This window comes from Mesorhizobium sp. WSM4845 (assembly GCF_055811455.1).
This window is the reverse complement of the sequence record NZ_JBVVQA010000007.1, coordinates 168,375-184,270: the sequence shown is the minus strand read 5'-3', so window position 1 is coordinate 184,270 and position 15,896 is coordinate 168,375. Positions and strand designations below refer to the sequence as shown.

13 protein-coding genes and 1 tRNA gene are annotated in these 15,896 nt (G+C 62.5%); 6 read left to right on the top strand and 8 right to left on the bottom strand.

Going from position 1 to position 15,896, the window contains the following annotated elements; genetic code table 11:
- Position 1 precedes the first annotated feature (1 nt).
- The 6 genes from AC0L2C_RS11135 to AC0L2C_RS11110 all read right to left on the bottom strand — a co-directional run bounded on the left by AC0L2C_RS11135 (position 2) and on the right by AC0L2C_RS11110 (position 6,574).
- Complete coding sequence (locus AC0L2C_RS11135) at positions 2–916, bottom strand: ABC transporter permease (RefSeq protein WP_473523371.1); 915 nt, start codon at positions 914–916, stop codon at positions 2–4.
- 81 nt (positions 917–997) lie between these two features.
- Positions 998–2,506 carry an ABC transporter substrate-binding protein gene (locus AC0L2C_RS11130; RefSeq protein ID WP_128247490.1) on the bottom strand — a complete coding sequence of 503 codons (1,509 nt, stop codon included), beginning with the start codon at positions 2,504–2,506 and terminating at the stop codon, positions 998–1,000.
- Between the two features lie 104 nt (positions 2,507–2,610).
- Complete coding sequence (gene kdgD, locus AC0L2C_RS11125; protein ID WP_128168010.1) at positions 2,611–3,516, bottom strand: 5-dehydro-4-deoxyglucarate dehydratase; 906 nt, start codon at positions 3,514–3,516, stop codon at positions 2,611–2,613.
- A gap of 63 nt (positions 3,517–3,579) precedes the next feature.
- Positions 3,580–4,332, bottom strand: coding sequence for a FadR/GntR family transcriptional regulator (locus AC0L2C_RS11120; protein WP_128247489.1), 753 nt, complete (start codon positions 4,330–4,332; stop codon positions 3,580–3,582).
- 194 nt (positions 4,333–4,526) lie between these two features.
- A complete protein-coding gene (gene trxC, locus AC0L2C_RS11115; protein ID WP_473523370.1) occupies positions 4,527–4,973 on the bottom strand; it encodes a thioredoxin TrxC in 447 nt (148 codons plus the stop codon).
- 38 nt (positions 4,974–5,011) lie between these two features.
- On the bottom strand, positions 5,012–6,574 hold the full coding sequence (locus tag AC0L2C_RS11110) for a bifunctional aminoglycoside phosphotransferase/ATP-binding protein (protein WP_473523369.1): 1,563 nt from the start codon (positions 6,572–6,574) through the stop codon (positions 5,012–5,014).
- Between the two features lie 328 nt (positions 6,575–6,902).
- Between AC0L2C_RS11110 and AC0L2C_RS11105 the strand changes: the two genes are divergently transcribed.
- Positions 6,903–7,739: a universal stress protein gene (locus tag AC0L2C_RS11105; protein WP_473523368.1), complete on the top strand. Its 837-nt coding sequence runs from the start codon at positions 6,903–6,905 to the stop codon at positions 7,737–7,739.
- Between the two features lie 135 nt (positions 7,740–7,874).
- Positions 7,875–8,108: a hypothetical protein gene (locus AC0L2C_RS11100; protein WP_023801385.1), complete on the top strand. Its 234-nt coding sequence runs from the start codon at positions 7,875–7,877 to the stop codon at positions 8,106–8,108.
- Between the two features lie 164 nt (positions 8,109–8,272).
- Here AC0L2C_RS11100 and AC0L2C_RS11095 read toward each other — a convergent pair whose 3' ends face one another.
- On the bottom strand, positions 8,273–9,403 hold the full coding sequence (locus AC0L2C_RS11095) for an aminopeptidase (RefSeq protein ID WP_473523367.1): 1,131 nt from the start codon (positions 9,401–9,403) through the stop codon (positions 8,273–8,275).
- 1,029 nt (positions 9,404–10,432) lie between these two features.
- Here AC0L2C_RS11095 and AC0L2C_RS11090 point away from each other — a divergent pair.
- From AC0L2C_RS11090 to AC0L2C_RS11080, 3 genes are all read left to right on the top strand, one after another.
- A complete protein-coding gene (locus AC0L2C_RS11090) occupies positions 10,433–10,879 on the top strand; it encodes an SRPBCC family protein (protein ID WP_023801387.1) in 447 nt (148 codons plus the stop codon).
- A 268-nt stretch (positions 10,880–11,147) separates the two neighbouring features.
- On the top strand, positions 11,148–12,206 hold the full coding sequence (locus tag AC0L2C_RS11085) for an adenylate/guanylate cyclase domain-containing protein (RefSeq protein WP_091590332.1): 1,059 nt from the start codon (positions 11,148–11,150) through the stop codon (positions 12,204–12,206).
- Between the two features lie 523 nt (positions 12,207–12,729).
- Positions 12,730–13,812 carry a hypothetical protein gene (locus AC0L2C_RS11080; protein ID WP_473523366.1) on the top strand — a complete coding sequence of 361 codons (1,083 nt, stop codon included), beginning with the start codon at positions 12,730–12,732 and terminating at the stop codon, positions 13,810–13,812.
- Positions 13,813–14,070: 258 nt separating this feature from the next.
- On the opposite strand, the gene AC0L2C_RS11075 is transcribed toward AC0L2C_RS11080, so the two are convergent.
- Positions 14,071–14,147, bottom strand: a tRNA-Pro gene (locus AC0L2C_RS11075).
- Between the two features lie 203 nt (positions 14,148–14,350).
- On the opposite strand from AC0L2C_RS11075, the gene AC0L2C_RS11070 reads away from it, so the two are divergent.
- Entirely contained in the window at positions 14,351–15,871 is a 1,521-nt protein-coding gene (locus AC0L2C_RS11070) for a phosphomannomutase/phosphoglucomutase (protein WP_023800860.1), read from the top strand.
- Positions 15,872–15,896 lie beyond the last annotated feature (25 nt).

The window sequence follows — 15,896 nt, the reverse complement described above, 5'->3', positions numbered from 1 at the left end:
CTCAGTACCGGATGCGCGGATCGAGAACCGCGTAGAGCAGGTCGATCGCGATGTTGAGGATGAAGATGGCGGTTGCCGTCACCAGAATGGTCGACTGGACGACGGCAAAGTCGCGCTGGATGATCGAATCGATCATCAGCTTGCCGATGCCGGGCCAGCCGAATATCGACTCCACGACGACGGCGCCGTTGACAAGGCTGGTCGCCAGGTCGCCGGCGACCGTGACGACCGGCAGCAGCGAGTTGCGAAGCGCATGCCCGAAGATGATCTTCTGCCGCGGCAGGCCCTTGGCCCTTGCGGTCTTGATGTATGGAGAGGCAAGCGCCGACAGGATGGTTCCGCGCACGACCTGCACCAGGAGACCGAAAGGGCGAAGCATCAGCACGAAGGTCGGCATGATCCAGTGGACCCAGGTGCCGGTGCCCGATGTCGGCAAAAGCCCGAGCCCCACGGCGAAGACAAGGATGCCGACGATGGCGACCCAGAAATCCGGCGCACTTGCGCCGGCCAGCGAGACGAGGCTGGCGATACGGTCGAAGATGCTGCCCGGCCGCGCGGCCGCCAGAGAGCCGACAAGGATTGCCAAGGCGGTCGACAGCGTGATCGCGACGACGGCCAGCTTCAGCGTTTCCGGGAACGCCTCAAGCGCGACCTGCATCGCCGAGCGGTTCTGGCGCAGCGATTCACCGAAATCCAGCTGCAGCAGATCGCGCAGATATCCCAGAAACTGCCAATGGATCGGCTGATCGAGGCCGTTCAACCGCGCGAACGCGGCCCGAGCTTCCGCAGTCGAGTCCAGAGGCAGGTACAAGGCGGAAGGATCGCCGGTGAGCCGTGTCAGGAAAAAAACCAAGGTCAAAAGACCGATGACCGATAGGATGCTGTGCGACGCCCGGCGTCCAAGATAGGTTATCATTTCGGATGCCCTTCGGCGGATATCGACGGAGGCAACGGGTCGGGGGCGCAGGGCGACGACCGCCTGGCGCCCCCGTATCGCTCAGTCTTTGATGGCGATATTGGCCAGCGGTATTTCGCTGTTGGTGGTGATATCGGGCTTCCATTCCAGCCTGGTGCCAACCCGGGTGTAGCCGATCATGTGGAACATCGGGATGTCCGCCACCACTTCGTTGCGGGCCTTGCCGAAAATCGCCTTGAAGCTGTTGGTGCGGGCTTCGCCGGTCGCCGCCAGTGCCTCGTCTATCTGCTTGTCGAATGCCGGATCGGCCAAGGTCGAGTAGCTGCCGCTCGATCGATAGAAGATCGGCACCGTGAAGGCCGCATCGCCCTTGTTGTTGTCATGCATCATCTGCAGAAGATTGGGGCCGCGCTCCGCCGGGAACGGCTTTTGCAGATAGCGCAGCCAGTCGGCGACATCGAGCATGGTCAGCTTCACGTTGAGGCCGGCATCCTGCCACATCGTCATCATCGCCTCCATCGCTTCGGCGCCGTTCGGATAGATGCCGTTTCGCCCGATGAGCTTGATCTCGGTGTCGACCGCGACGCCCGCCGCGCGCGCCTCTTCGATGAGCTTTTTCGCCTCTTCCGGATCATACGACCAAGGCTCGAGCGCATCGTCATGGCCGTTGATCCCGGAGACGACCATCTGCGACGCACGCTTGACGTCGTCGCCGAACAGCTGGGCAAGGCCTTCCCAGTCGATCGCCAGGTTGAGCGCCTTGCGCACGCGCAGGTCGTCGAGCGGCGGCTCGGCGGCATCGATGCGGATGGCGGTGGTTTCGGAGTTCAGGTAGGCGAAATCCGTCTCCGGATTGCTGGCGTCCTGGATGGCAATCGACGGTGTCAGGTCGGCTTCCCCGGTCTCCACCATGGCGGCTCGAATCGAGGATTCGGGTCGCCAGACATAGGTTGCCTTGGTGATCTGCGGCTTGTTGCCCCAATAGCCGTCGAACGCGTCCAGCACCACGGTCTGCGGGGAAAAGGTCGACAGCGTGAACGGGCCGGTGCCGACCGGATCGTTCACCGCCTGGTCGACCGGCGTCTTCGGCGAGACGATCATGACCACGCTCAACAGCGTCGGCATGATGGGCTCGGGCCTGTCCGACTTTATTTCGACGGTCAGCTTGTCGAGCGGCGTCAGCGTCAGTTTGGCATCGCCGAATTTCGCAATGTTGCTGCAGGTAAGCTTGCCGCTGATCATCCTGTTGATGGAGAAGACGACCGCATCCGCATTGAGTTCGGTTCCGTCCTGGAATTTGACGCCTTCGCGCAGCTTGATCCGCCAGGTGGTCGGATCCACGCTGGTCCACTCGGTCGCCAGTTTCGGCTGGGGCTGTCCGCTGTTCGGATCGATGACGGTCAACGATTCAACTACGTTTTGGCTGAGTATCTGGCCGACATTGGTGATGATGGTGCCGCAGGGCTCCAGATTGGCCGGCTGCTCCGGCAGGACGATACGGATCTCCTGCGCCGCTTCCTGTGCGACGGCCGATGGCGCGGCAGCGGTCATCATTGCGACAGCTGCAATCGTATGAATGCTTCTGTTCATGTCTCTCCTCCCTTGTTCTTCCATTTGGGATCTTCCGTTTTGGCTGTCGCACGAGACGATCCTCCTCATCCCGTGCTGCCGACAACTTGCCGATCTCGCGGCGGCTAGGCGGCGATCTTCTCGATCAGTCCGCGCAGCGCGTCTTTCTCCTGCGGCTTCAGATCCGTCAGCGGCGGCCGAAGCGGGCCGGGTGTTCGTCCGATGAGTTCGACGCCTGCCTTGATGATCGACACCGGATAACCTTGCTCGCGATCGCGCAGAGCCGCGAAGGGAAAGAAGAAGCTGTGCAGGATTTCTTCCATTGCAGCGCGATCACCTGTCCGCATCGCCCTGTAGAAGCGCTGTGCCAATTCCGGCACGAAATTGAAGACCGCGGAGGAATAAGTCGTCACGCCGGCGCCGTTGAAGCCCTCGGCAAACAGCTCATGCGTGGGCATGCCACCGATGTAGCAGAGCCGATCGCCGAGCTTTGCAGTGACGTGGCGGACAAGATCTATCTTGCCTGTGCCGTCCTTGAACCCGATGAGGTTTGGGCACGCGTCAGCAAGGCGGGCGACCGTGTCGGCATTGGCGACCGAGTTCGCACGGTTGTAGATGATGACGCCGAGGCCGGTGGACTGGCACACGGCCTTGACATGCCGAAAAATCCCCTCTTGCGAGGCCTCCATCAGATAGTGAGGCAGAAGCAGGAGACCGTCGGCTCCCGCAGCCTCGGCGCGGCGGGCGATTTCCGTGGCGAGCGCCGTGCCGTAACCGCAGCCGGCGATGATCGGCACGTCTCCCGAGGCATCCTTGGCCGCGCGGGTAACGTCGGCGACCTCTTCCGGCGACAGCGAGAAGAATTCACCGGTGCCGCCGGCCGCGAACAGGGCAGCGGCACCGAACCCCGACAGCCATTCGACATGCGCGCGATAGCTTTCGAGATTGAGGCTGAAATCCTCGTTGAAATGCGTGACCGGAAACGACAGCAGCCCTGAAGCGACACGCGACTTGATTTCATCTGGCGACAAAGGAACTCATCCCACAAATTAATATGATGTCACCTAGATTCATATGATGAGTATCCAGACGAGTCAACCGCCGGTGTTGTCCTGATTTGTCGGGCGCCGGACGGTCAGGGCGCGATAGCGCTTTATCCCGGTCACCAAATGGCGGCGCATCGCCTCACGCGCCTTTTCCGGGTCGCGGGCGAGGATCGCATCGGCGATTTCCCTGTGCTCCTGCAGAATCGGATGGTCGCGATTGGGCAAGGGGTCGACGCCGCCCATCATCGTCTTGAACTTCACCCGCGGGATCATCCGCCGGCCGACATGTTCGAGGAAGGCCTTGAACCTGGCGTTGTTGGTTGCGGCGGCGATCGCCATGTGGAACTGGAAGTCGGCATCGTCCGTGGGTTGCCCTTGCGCCATGAGGTCGGCGAACCTTTCGACCTGGGCCTCGATTTCGGCCTCTTGCGCCGGCGAACTGCGGGCGGCGGCAAGGCCGGCGGCCTCGACTTCGATGCCGATGCGCAGCTCGAGCTCTTCGATGATGTCCGAGATCTTGTTGGTTTCGTCGGTGAACAGCTTCAATCCCTCGTCGACGGGTTTCGGGCCGAGAACGAAGACGCCGGCGCCCTGCCGCGATTCCACCAGCCCATCGGCACGAAGCGCGGCAATGGCCTCCCGGACCACGGTGCGGCTGAACCCGAACCGGTCGATCAGCGCTGGTTCTGTCGGCAATTTATCGCCAGGCGCATAAAAGCCGGCTTCGATCTGGTCGCGCAGCGCATCGGCAACTTGAGAGACGAACGACCGCCGGGACGTTCGATGTTCGGCCTGCTGCATGGGTCCTCCCAACTTTGCCGGATCCTGAGGATCCATACTCCCAGTGCGGGCCAAAAGCGAGTCATCATATGAAAATTCGTCGTCCGATGTCGAATATCTTAAGGTCATCGTATGGCTTCTGTGTTCAGCGTCGGCCATCAGATCGCCGGTCGTGCTGGGCACGGCGATCAGTGAAATCCACGCAGTGGCAGCTTTCAGGCTGCAGCCGGCAGGTGATCGCGGACCCACCTGACGATCTGTCCCGCCGTCATTGCGCCGGATGTGCGCGCAACCTCCTGCCCGCCATGGAAGAGGATCATGGTCGGGATGCCGCGGATGCCAAGCCTGGCTGCAACGGCCTGCTCATTGTCGGAATTGAGCTTGATCAGGCGAACATGCGGCTCCAGTTCGTTGGCTGCCGCTTCATAGGCCGGCGCCATCATCTTGCACGGGCCACACCATGGTGCCCAGATGTCGACGACGACGGGGAGGCTGCTTCGCGTGACCTGGCGATCGAAACTCTGTGCATCGACGTCTGCCGGGTGACCCGAGAACAGCCTGGAGCCGCACTTTCCGCATTTCGCGTCCCCGGCATCGCGTGCTGGCGGCAGGCGATTGACCCCGCCGCATTTGCCGCAAACCACCAGATTTTCCTGCGCCATGCCCATTTACCCGTCTTTATGCGCGTCGATCGTCGCCGTCACGATGCGGTCTTGAGTGGAGGATTCTGCGCAAAAGCGACCGCGTCCGAAACCTTGGCCAATTCTGCGGCGATATCGGCGAGCTTTCGATCGGCGTCGACCTTGCGCCAGTTGGACGGGGTAGCCTTTCGCTGCAATTGCCGCGACAAGATATCGACTGTGGCGTCAGAAGGACCGCCACTGCGCTCGCTCACCCGCTGCCAAAGAACGAGCGGATCCGCCTCCAGCCAGAATCCGGCGAAAGCAACGTCTCTGCCGTTTGCAGCTTTCTCGATGCGGTTGCGATCGGCCGGCCGGTCAAAGACGGCATCGGCGACCACCGAACCGCCTTCGGCAAGGATCAAGTCGGCGCGCCATGCCATTTCGCGGTAGACGCGGTCCGACACATCAGGTCGATAAGCCCTGTCCGGCAGCTTCGTCTCGGCTGGCACCCCATGCAGGGCTTTGCGGATGCGGTCGCTTTCGACAATGCGTGCGCCGGGCGGCGCGCCAACATGTGCGGCGAGTGCCTCGGCAACGGCCGTCTTGCCGGAACCGCTCAAGCCGCCGATGGCGATCAGCCGAGGCGGCTTTTCCTGGAGAAGTGTTCGGGCAAGCTCGAAATAGGATCTGGCCTCGGCAAGCAGGCCGCCGGGCATGTCACCGCCTTCCTCGATCTGGGTTGCGGTGACATGCGCGCGCACCGCAGCCCGCACTGCCATGAAAAAAGGCAGGAGGATGAAGCCGTCCTCGTCGTCTGCTTCGTCGAGATAGCGGTTCATCACCAGGTTGGCGAGTTCCGGAAAGCCGCGATGCCAGAGGTCCATCAGCAGGAAAGCCAGGTCGTAAAGCACGTCGATGCTGGCGATCTGGTCGTTGAATTCGATGCAATCGAAGAGGCGGGGCTCTCCGTCGAAGAGACAGATGTTGCGCAGATGCAGGTCGCCGTGGCATCGCCGGATCTTGCCTGCCGCCTCCCGCCGGTCGAGCAACTCGCAATGACGGGCGAGGGCGGTGCGAAACATCCCGGTGAATGGCTTTATCTCGGCTTGCTCGAAAACATGGTTGGTGGCAAAGCCGGCTTCGTTGATGGCGAGCACGCCTGCCAGGTTCGAGGATCCGCTGCCCTTGTGGACCTCCGGCGCGCCGCGATGATAGCGCACGATCATGCGCGCGACATCCGTCATCAGCGCAGGCGTCAGTTCGCCACCGACTGCCATTCCGTCGAGCAGCTTCGACTGATCGAAGCGGACCATTTCGATCGCCGCATCGACCAGTTTGCCGCTTCCGTCGAAGGCCAGCTCGCCGCCGGCCTCGCGGGTGACGCGCCGCACCCCCAGATAGAGGCCGGGGGCAGTCCTGGAGTTGAGATCGACCTCCTTCTCGCAAGCGGCGAGCCGCAGCGCCGGGGTCGAGAAGTCGACATAGGGCAGCTTGACCGCTCGCTTGATCTTGTAGGCGCGCTGGCCAACCAGGAATATCCGCGAGATATGGGTCTCGATCGCCTCGACCGGTCCGCTCTCGCCATATGCGGCAGGGTCCATCAACATCGCGGCCACGGATTGCTGATCCTCGACGATCATCGGATGCCTCTTTGTTTTGTACCCAACCTGGGGAAGCCAGCGAGCGTGGTCGCTGAAATTCCACGCCATCAGGCCCTTGCTGCCACAGCGCCTGGATATAACCAGCCAGGTCACGAATGCGTTCCGTGATGCTGCTGCTCCGGTGTTCGGGGCGTATTCTTGGCGTCCTCCAGCGGCCTGAAACCTGTTGGCGTCGGCACGTGGGCATGTTGATACGGATCAAATGATGACCGGCGGCGTTCTTGACTCAGCGCTAGCAGCGCGCCGAGCCGTCTCGCTGTTGTTGCAACGACGATTGGGCTTTGGGGCAAAATCGGGAGCAGCCGCCATGGCTTTCAGGACGATACTTGCCGTTACGGGACCGCACGAGGGAGACGGTGATCTCAAGCCTGCCGCCGACCTGTGCAACGAGATCGGCGCCTATTTTGCTGTTCTGGTCGTTGCCGTAGCTGCGCCGCCACCAGTCGGGGAGTATGCCGCGGTCGTTTCAGAAGCCTGGCTCGACGAGCGTCGGGCCGTCGAGGATCTGTTGAAGAAGCGGACTGCTGACCTGTCGGCTTTTCTCGCCGGCAGCGTGCTTTCGGCCGATGTCTCCAGCGAATATCCGGAAGCCGGCTGGGCCGACGACACCATCGGCCGCCGTGCCCGCTATGCCGACATTACGGTCATTGGACCGGAGCTGCTCGCCAACGAAACGCTGAAAAGCAAAGCGATCGAAGGCGCATTGTTTTCTTCGGGAAAGCCCTTGCTGCTAATCCCCGCGGGGGCGCAGCCGACCCTGAACCCGAAACGCGTGCTGATTGCATGGGACGCCCGTCTGGAGGCATTGCGTGCCGTCCGCGAATCCCTCGGCCTGCTGCCAGGCGCCGATGAGGTGCACCTCGTCATGGTCGATCCGGTGGAGGACGAGTACCGCCACGGGGCCGAACCCGGAGCCGACGTCGCCGCCTATCTCGCGCGGCATGGCGTGAATGTCACAGTCGACCGGCTGCCCAGCCTGGACCATTCAGTCGTCGACGTGCTTCGCCGGCACGCGCTCGACATCGCCGCCGACCTGATGGTGATGGGCGCTTACGGTCATTCCCGGTTGCGCGAGCGCATCTTCGGTGGCGTCACCGTCTCGATGCTTGAAGACCCGTCGATGCCGATCCTTATGGCGCGTTAGCCGCCGGCGCCCGTCATTGGCATCCCTTTTAAGTCCCAAGGGACACTGTTGCCGCCCATCTAGCCGTCTCATCGGTATCGGCGGAGCCGCGAATCTGTGGTAAGCCGCCGCTCAACCAACCAAAGGACGACACCTGTGAGCGAACCGACCGTGGCCGAGGCGACCGAAAGTATCTATGCCTCCCTCCGGGCGGACAATGCCGACATCGACGCGCATATCGCGACGCTTAAGGCGGCGATGACACGAGAAGGGATAAAACAGGCGGTGTTCGATCCGACCAGGCTTGCGCAGAACAACCGTTCGGGCCGCAAGCTGATGCAGGCTTATTTTCGGCAGCGCGGCGTGAGCGTGAGGTTTTCGGCCTCGTAGGGCGCACGCTGAGGCGCCACGGCCCGCCGGCAACCATTGTGGTCCAGGATCCGCCGGGGGCTCAGGCAAGTCCGCTTTTGGCTTCTACCTTCTGTAGCCCGACTTTTGGCTTCCGACCCGCCCGACGTCAAAGTATGTGGGAAATCGGCCGCCAAATGGTCAATTCAATCACTTGCGCCGGCTGCCGAGTACATCGGTGACCGATTCGCCGCCTCTGGCCTACGGATTTGACCGGCTCGATCGCATGAATCTGCCGCTTTAAGCGCTTCAGCGCGGTAAGCCTTGTCTAACGCTCCGATCCGTCGAACCGACGCGAAGAACCGTGGATAGTCGCCCGAACACAAATCGAGCAAGCGGAGAAACGTCGCCACCTGATCGCCGTAGACGGAAGTCGCCGCGAGCTTCGCGTTGTTAATCGGAGCATTGAACCAGACATCGTATCCCCGGTATCCACGCCAGCGACTGTCGCGCATCTCTCGGTAGCGCATCCGCAGCCGTTCGATCGCGGCCATCTTCGCGGCCCGCTTCTGCTCAGAGGTAGCGCTGCCGTCATAGACATGGCTTAGCTCGTCCCGGGTCTGCGACACCAGCGCAAGAAATTGAGCTCTGCGCCTCCGGTCGGCTTTGTAACGGCGCAACTCGGCGGTATCACCAGCCGCGCGCAGCCATTTTCTCACGCCGGTTGTTTCGACGGCGACAGCGAATGCCTCGTTGAATGCGGAATCGTCCTTCACATAGACGCGTTGGTGGGCCAGCTCATGGAAAACTAGCCCCGCAAGATACGTTTCATCTTGGCTGAGCATCGTACTTAGCAGCGGGTCAATTGACCAGCCAAGCGTGGAATATGCAGTGATGCCCGTCACATAGACGTCCAGGCCCTGTCTCTGAAGTTCGACAGCGGTTTCAATCGCAGACCTTTTGGAGAAGTATCCTCGGTACGGAACGCATCCGAATACTGGAAAGCACCATGTTCGTGGCGTCAGCGAGAATTCCGGCGCGGCGAAGATGGCCCATGTCACCGCGTCCCGACCAACGTTAACATAGCTGCGGTAGCTATTGTTGTCCGGCAGCGCTAGTTCATCTATCGCAAACTGTCGGATGGCGCTCGCCGATTCCATTCGAGCGCGTAGTGTCCCAGGGATCGAAGGATCGTCGATCAGCTCTTCGACATCCTGGCGCGCCGCCATGATCTCCACGTGACCCTTCAAGGATTGTGCGTAGTAAGAAATGCTGGTGCAACCGGCCACGCCGGACATCACGATCGTCGCAGCAACCGAACGAAAAAATGCACGCATCACGGTTGCCCACGGCATTTGCTCACACGTCCGGATAGGGCAAACGTCGCAACTACGCCCGGTCCCAAACAGTGGCTCCAATTCGGTTGATATCCTGGGATGAGGGTTTAGGTTAGACGTTCGTCTTCGGCAAGATTGTCACAATGTGATCATTCGCTGCCAGATTGCCGAATGTCCGCTATAAGCCGGACACGGCGGCATGCGAACTATCCGCCTAGGAGGTCTTTTTCTCCTGGAGCTTCCGGTCGCATCCGGCCCACCGCTGTTGGTCCGCAATGCGCCGATGTCAGCCGTAGAGATGAACTTGTCTCTGCCTGGAAGCAGACATCGCCGGCGACGGCACCGGAGGTCACGGTTGCGCCAGCAGCGGACATATGCTCTGGACGCAGCGAAAGTCGCAATCCGGACCCCTTGCGGACCTACGGAAAGCTGCTCCGAGAGCGGAGGCGTCGAGTCATGATCGCGCGTCCCGGCTCGCCAAGCACGTGAAGTCGATCGAGCGGGTCGGCGGCATCGAGTCCTGGAACCTCCAGACCATAAACAAGGCTTTCGGACCGCCTCGAGCGCTTCTGAAGCCAGCAGATCCGCTACCGCCGAATGTATGGGCGCGGGAAGATCGACCTGCTTCAGGCCCGACTGATAGGTGCCTTCTGATGGCAAACTGCACCACAATTGCGTCAGATCCAACATTGCAGGCGATCTCACACCTCCAGATGCGCCTGCCCGAAGGCACCTCGTGGCGCAGGAGGCCAGCGTCAAACCCACAATGCCGATTGAAGCGCTTAAACGTGGGAGATGCGTCGGAGTGATCTCCAATGCGACTGACTTAGGCGACAATCAGGTCGTGTCGATCAGGAATCGCTCAAGCCGGGTGCGGATTTCTTCTCGCCAAGCTGCTTGGGCGGTACCTTGTTGAGGGCGATCTTCCGCCTACATGCTGTCAGAAAAGACCTCCCACACTAGGACAGAAGGCGCCCGTCCATCCTCCGCCTCAGGCGGAGCAGGTCATCGCAACCGTAGGAGAGACCGATGCAAGAGTCCCTCGTCGTCCGCCGCGAGACGCACATCCCGGCGCCGCCCGCCGCGGTGTTCGCCCTCCTGACCGATCCGGAGAAAATCCTGCGCTGGATGGGAACGGAGGCTGAGGTCGAGCCGCAGCCTGGCGGGCTCTATCTCGTCAATGTCACTGGGGCTCGCTGCGCTCGCGGCTCCTTCCGCGAGGTGGTGCCGGTGCACCGCCTGGCCTACAGCTTTGGCTGGGACGGCAGCGAGGTGGTGCCGCCGGGGTCGAGCCTGATCGAGGTCGACCTGATCGAGCAGCCGGACGGAACGCTGCTGCGCCTGACCCACACCGGCCTGCCTAACGCCGAGCAATGCGCCGGCCATGCGGAAGGCTGGGCCCATTACCTCGGCCGGCTGGCCGAGGTTGCGGCCGGGCGTGAACCGGGGCCGGACCCCTGGCATGGCAGGGACTGACTCTTTCCGCTCGTCGCTCGCAGGGGTGTCGAAGGCTGCCTCATCGAGGATTGGACCGTGAGTCTGGAGGATGGCGTCTATGTAAAGGAGTAGTTGTGCCGGCGGCAGTCCCATGGCTCGCCCTGAATGTCACCTCTCCCTTAAGTACGCCCTTAACGACGTCCCGTCCGGTCCCGTTGAGGGCGTCCTCACGTGACAACATGACAGGCAGAAGCGCCATCCCGCGGCGCGGATGACAGGCTAGTGGCCGCGGTGGCATAATCGCGGCATGGATCTGCCCGCGCCACTCGCCTGGTTGTTGGACGAGGCCGGCTCTTCGCCCGGCTCTGACTGGTTCCTGGCCGAGCTCGGCGGCCGGCTGCTGGCCGACGGCCTGCCGTTGGCCGGGGGCGCTCTGACGGTCGCGGTGCCGCATCCGATCATCGCCCGCCGCACCTGGCTGTGGCAGGCGGAGACCGGGGCGGTGATCGAGGCGCTGGGCTTCGCCGGCGGCCCGCTCAACCAAGCCGGGCGCGACTGGCTGGCCGAGCTTGGCCCTGTGCAGGAGGACACGATCGGCCCGGAGCCGGACAGTCCGGTGCTGGGCTGGGCAGGGACCCGGCCATTCGGCCCCGCCGAGGCCGGCCGGCTGCGCCAGGCCGCGCGCTTCGCCGCAGCGCCCTTAGCCGCCCTGACCGCGCGGGCGGCGCTGGCAGCGCTGCTCGAGGCCTATCTTGGCAGGCGCAGTGCCGCCCGGGTGCAGGCCGGCGCGCTGCGCCGCGGCACCGGGGAGACCATCCGCGCCGCGCTGCTCTGTGCCGATCTGCGTGACTTCACCGCCCTGTCCGAGGCGACGGAGCCCGCAGCGATGATCACCGCCCTCGACGCTTGGTTCGACCGCGTCGCCGGGGCGGTGCATGCTTTCGGGGGCGAGGTGCTGAAGTTCATCGGCGACGGTGTGCTGGCGATTTTCCCGGTCACGGGCGCCCCGGCCGAGGCCTGCGAGGCGGCGCTGCGGGCTGTTGTCGCCGCCCGCGCCGGCATGGCCCATCTCGATGCGGTGCGGCAGACGGAGGGGCTGCCGCCGCTGCCCTTCGGCGCGGCACTGCATCTCGGTGAGATGCTGTGGGGCAATATCGGCGCGGCCGACCGGCTGGACTTCACTGCCATCGGCCCTGCGGTCAACCTGGTCAGCCGGCTCGAAGGGCTATGCAGGCCCCTTGGTCGCAGCGTGCTCATCTCGGGCGCGGTCGCGGCGGAGACGACAACGGCTTTGATCCCTTTGGGCGAGCACTTATTGCGCGGTATCGCTGATCCCTGCGCGGTCTTCACCCTGCCGGAGGATTGAGCCCCGCGCGCCGGGGTCCGGGCAAGGGCACCAGATGCGTGACTAATACAAGCGGGAGCCGGTACGTCTGTGCAGGCAATCGGCTTTGCAGCCACGAGCGGCGACGGACTGAGCTGATCATGTCGCCTCATGTGCTCCGGCCAATAGCAGCACGTAGGTTGCCTTTTCAAGCTTCCTTACCGCTCGCTCAGATTTGTCTATCTGACAACAAACGTCAGCTGTCATACATTCCGGACGTTCGCTGCGATGCCACGAACGTCCGCAGGGGGGCACGTCACGGCGTTACTCGCACCGACGTGAAGGTCAGCTATTGAAGATCCGAGGGCCAAAGCTGCCAGTCCGCTTGCGGCCCCAAAATGACCATGAACGGCCGAGGTTTGGTGGAAAACGGAACGTCCGCTGTCGGCGCACCCTCCAGCAAATTTCCACCACATCCCAGAACTAACGGTCGCTTCATCGGGATTGGCTGATAGCTTCGGCACGTCTTGGCATGACATGACTGCGGGAGGATGCCCCCTTGAGAATGAGATATCTGCTAGCAGCCTCACTCGTTGTGGCGATCGTCCTGACGCTCAGATGGGAATGGCTGGAGCCCCATCACTTCGAGGATGACGTCATGCGAGCCGCGCTGGCGGAGGAAGTTCGCCGGGACGACACCCGTTGCCAGCTCAGCAGCAAAGCTGTGGAGCAGGCTCGGCCATGGGTTCTTGCAGCCTGCGCGGCAGGCGGGCTCGGCTGGCATGAGGCAGCGGCGAAATATGGCGACGATGCAGCCAGAGTGTTCCTCGTCTATGGCGAGGATGCGGATTTCGTGGAGGTTTTCGACCGTCTCGGCCATCCGGTCGTGCCGGTGATTGCTTACTTCGTGAAGAATGGATCGTCGCAGTACTTGTTGCAGGAAACCATCGGTCAGGGCCTCTCGAGCCTGTGGGACGACCGGCAGGTGGGATTCGGCCTCGCCGAGATTTCGCCGGAGCAATATGGGCTTGTTGCCATTCGCGAGCTCAAGGATCGCGGGCATGAGATGCTGTCGGAGTTCGAGATCGTTGACGGAACAGCAGTCCGCAGACAGTTCACCCGCACGCTGCTTGGTGCGAAGAACATAGTCCTGGGCGGCGTTTCCGACCTGGAAGGGGTGATCACCCGCGGCGAGCGGCTTCCGACCTGGGACGAGATGGGTTGGGCGGCCTTCGATGCGGCAATCGTCGTCGGGGGCATGGGCGCCGCAGCCAAGGCATTGCGGGTTGCGAGGGCACCGGTGGCCGCAGCTGGTCGCGGAACTGTGCGGATCGCACATCTGAGGGCTGCAGGCAAAGGTGCGTTCCAATCGCTTTCCGCCGTCGGTACCGCAGCCGGTGTCGCCGCCGTCGTCGCACTTCCCTATGTGGCGATCACGCGACCTCACCTTCTGACAAACGCGGCCGGTTGGATAGCCGAACAAGCAGGTCTCCCGGCCTGGCTCGGCGCCTTTGCGGCCTACCTTATACTCTGTCTTGTCCTGGCTTCTCTGCTGAGGATGGTTCTGGCGCCGCTGGCCTGGACGCTGCGAACGCTGGGCAAGATCGTTGGACGATTCGCCGGTGCCGGCGGTGTCCGATCCGCCTAAGTCCCGGGCACAGCGCCAATGGTGCGCGAAGCAGACATAGTTTAGATGGCGCGGCCTCAGGTTCTGCAAAATCGCGAGTGGGTATGTGCCGGAACAGCCGACCTGGGGTTGGCGGGTGAAATGGCAGCAATAGCGTGTCGCAGTTAAATAGTTATGCGTCTGCCAGCTCCATCGAGCAGCCTAGATACTTTTCCATCTTTTCAGTGGGGATATCTGTGGGGCAGGCAGTATTCGGGATGCCTAACCCATTGTTTTTTCTGGTCGGAGTGGCAGGATTTGAACCTGCGACCCCATCGTCCCGAACGATGTGCGCTACCAGGCTGCGCTACACTCCGTGACCAGACCGCGGGCTTATAGCCGCCGTACTTCGTTCCTGCAAGCGCCAATGGCAGCGCTTCTGTCGCATTTCTTGCCGTTTCGCTCTAACGTCATACAGGTTTCAGTTCCCTGCGGGATAAACACCGCTTAACGGCTCGTGTTATAGGCATGGCCACCTGCGTTGAAACCACTCTGAATCCAGCCGCTTGGAGTTGCTGTCTTGTCCCTGAAGATTGTTAGCGAAGCCCTTCCCAACACTTTCGAGTTTGAAACCTCGGCGCTGATCAAGGCGTCCGGCTTTCGTGAGTATGATGCGCGCTGGTGGTTCGGCCATCCGGGCTCTGCAAAGCCACCTGAGCTCAACCTGATCGGTGTCCAGGCGCTCGGCATGGGGCTCGGCACGCTGATCCGGCGTTTGGGCGCCGGGCCGGACATCGTGACCGGGCATGATTTCCGCTCCTATTCGCTGGCGATCAAGCTGGCGCTGGTTTCCGGGCTGATGGCCGCCGGCGCGCGGGTTAGGGATATCGGGTTGGCGCTATCGCCGATGGCTTATTTCGCCCAGTTCGCGCTCGACACGCCGTCTGTCGCCATGGTCACCGCCTCGCACAACGAGAACGGCTGGAGCGGCGTCAAGATGGGGGCGGCGCGTCCGCTGACTTTCGGTCCGGAGGAAATGAGCGCATTGAAGGCGATCGTGCTTGCCGGCGACTTCGACCTGGTCGGCGGCGGCTCCTATGACTTCGTTGCGGATTTCCGCAAGATCTATCTCGACGACCTGACCCGCGACAAGCGCATAGCGAGAAAGCTCAAGGTGGTCGCCGCCTGCGGCAACGGCACTGCCGGCGCTTTTGCACCTGAAGCGCTGGAACGGATCGGCTGCGAGGTGATCCCGCTCGATGTCGAGCTCGATCATAAGTTTCCGAATTACAACCCCAATCCCGAAGACATGAAGATGCTGCACGCGATCCGCGACAAGGTGCTGGAGACAGGAGCAGATGTCGGGCTTGGCTTCGACGGCGATGGCGACCGCTGCGGCGTGGTCGACAATGAAGGCAACGAGATCTTCGCCGACAAGGTCGGCGTCATGCTCGCGCGCGACATTGCGCGCCTGCATCCAGGCTCGACCTTCGTCGTCGACGTCAAGTCGACCGGATTGTTCAATACCGACGCCGCGCTGCGCGCCGATGGCGCCGTCACCGATTATTGGAAGACCGGCCACTCCTATATAAAGCGGCGCGTGGCCGAGCTTGGCGCCATCGCCGGTTTCGAGAAATCCGGTCATTTCTTCTTCAACCCGCCGATCGGGCGCGGCTATGATGATGGTCTGATCACAGCCATCGCCATCTGCGAGATGCTGGATCGCAGCCCGACAAGCAGCATGGCCGATCTCTATCGCGACCTGCCGCTGACTTTCGGCACGCCGACCATGTCGCCGCACTGCGCCGACGAGCTGAAATATGGCGTGGTCGAGCGGGTCGTTTCCGACTTTCAAGCCATGAAGCATGACGGCGCCATCTTCGCCGGCCAGAAGATCGCCGAGCTGATCACCGTCAATGGCGTTCGCGTCGTTGCCGAGGACGGCACCTGGGGCCTGGTGCGGGCGTCGTCGAACAAGCCGGAGCTTGTCGTCGTGGTGGAGAGCCCGGTGTCGTCCGAACGGCGCCGGCAGATGTTCGAAGCCGTCGATGCGGTGCTGCGCCGCAGCCCTGAGGTCGGCGCCTACAACCAGACGTTCTAAGTTCTCTGGCTAAGGTCTCTGGTCG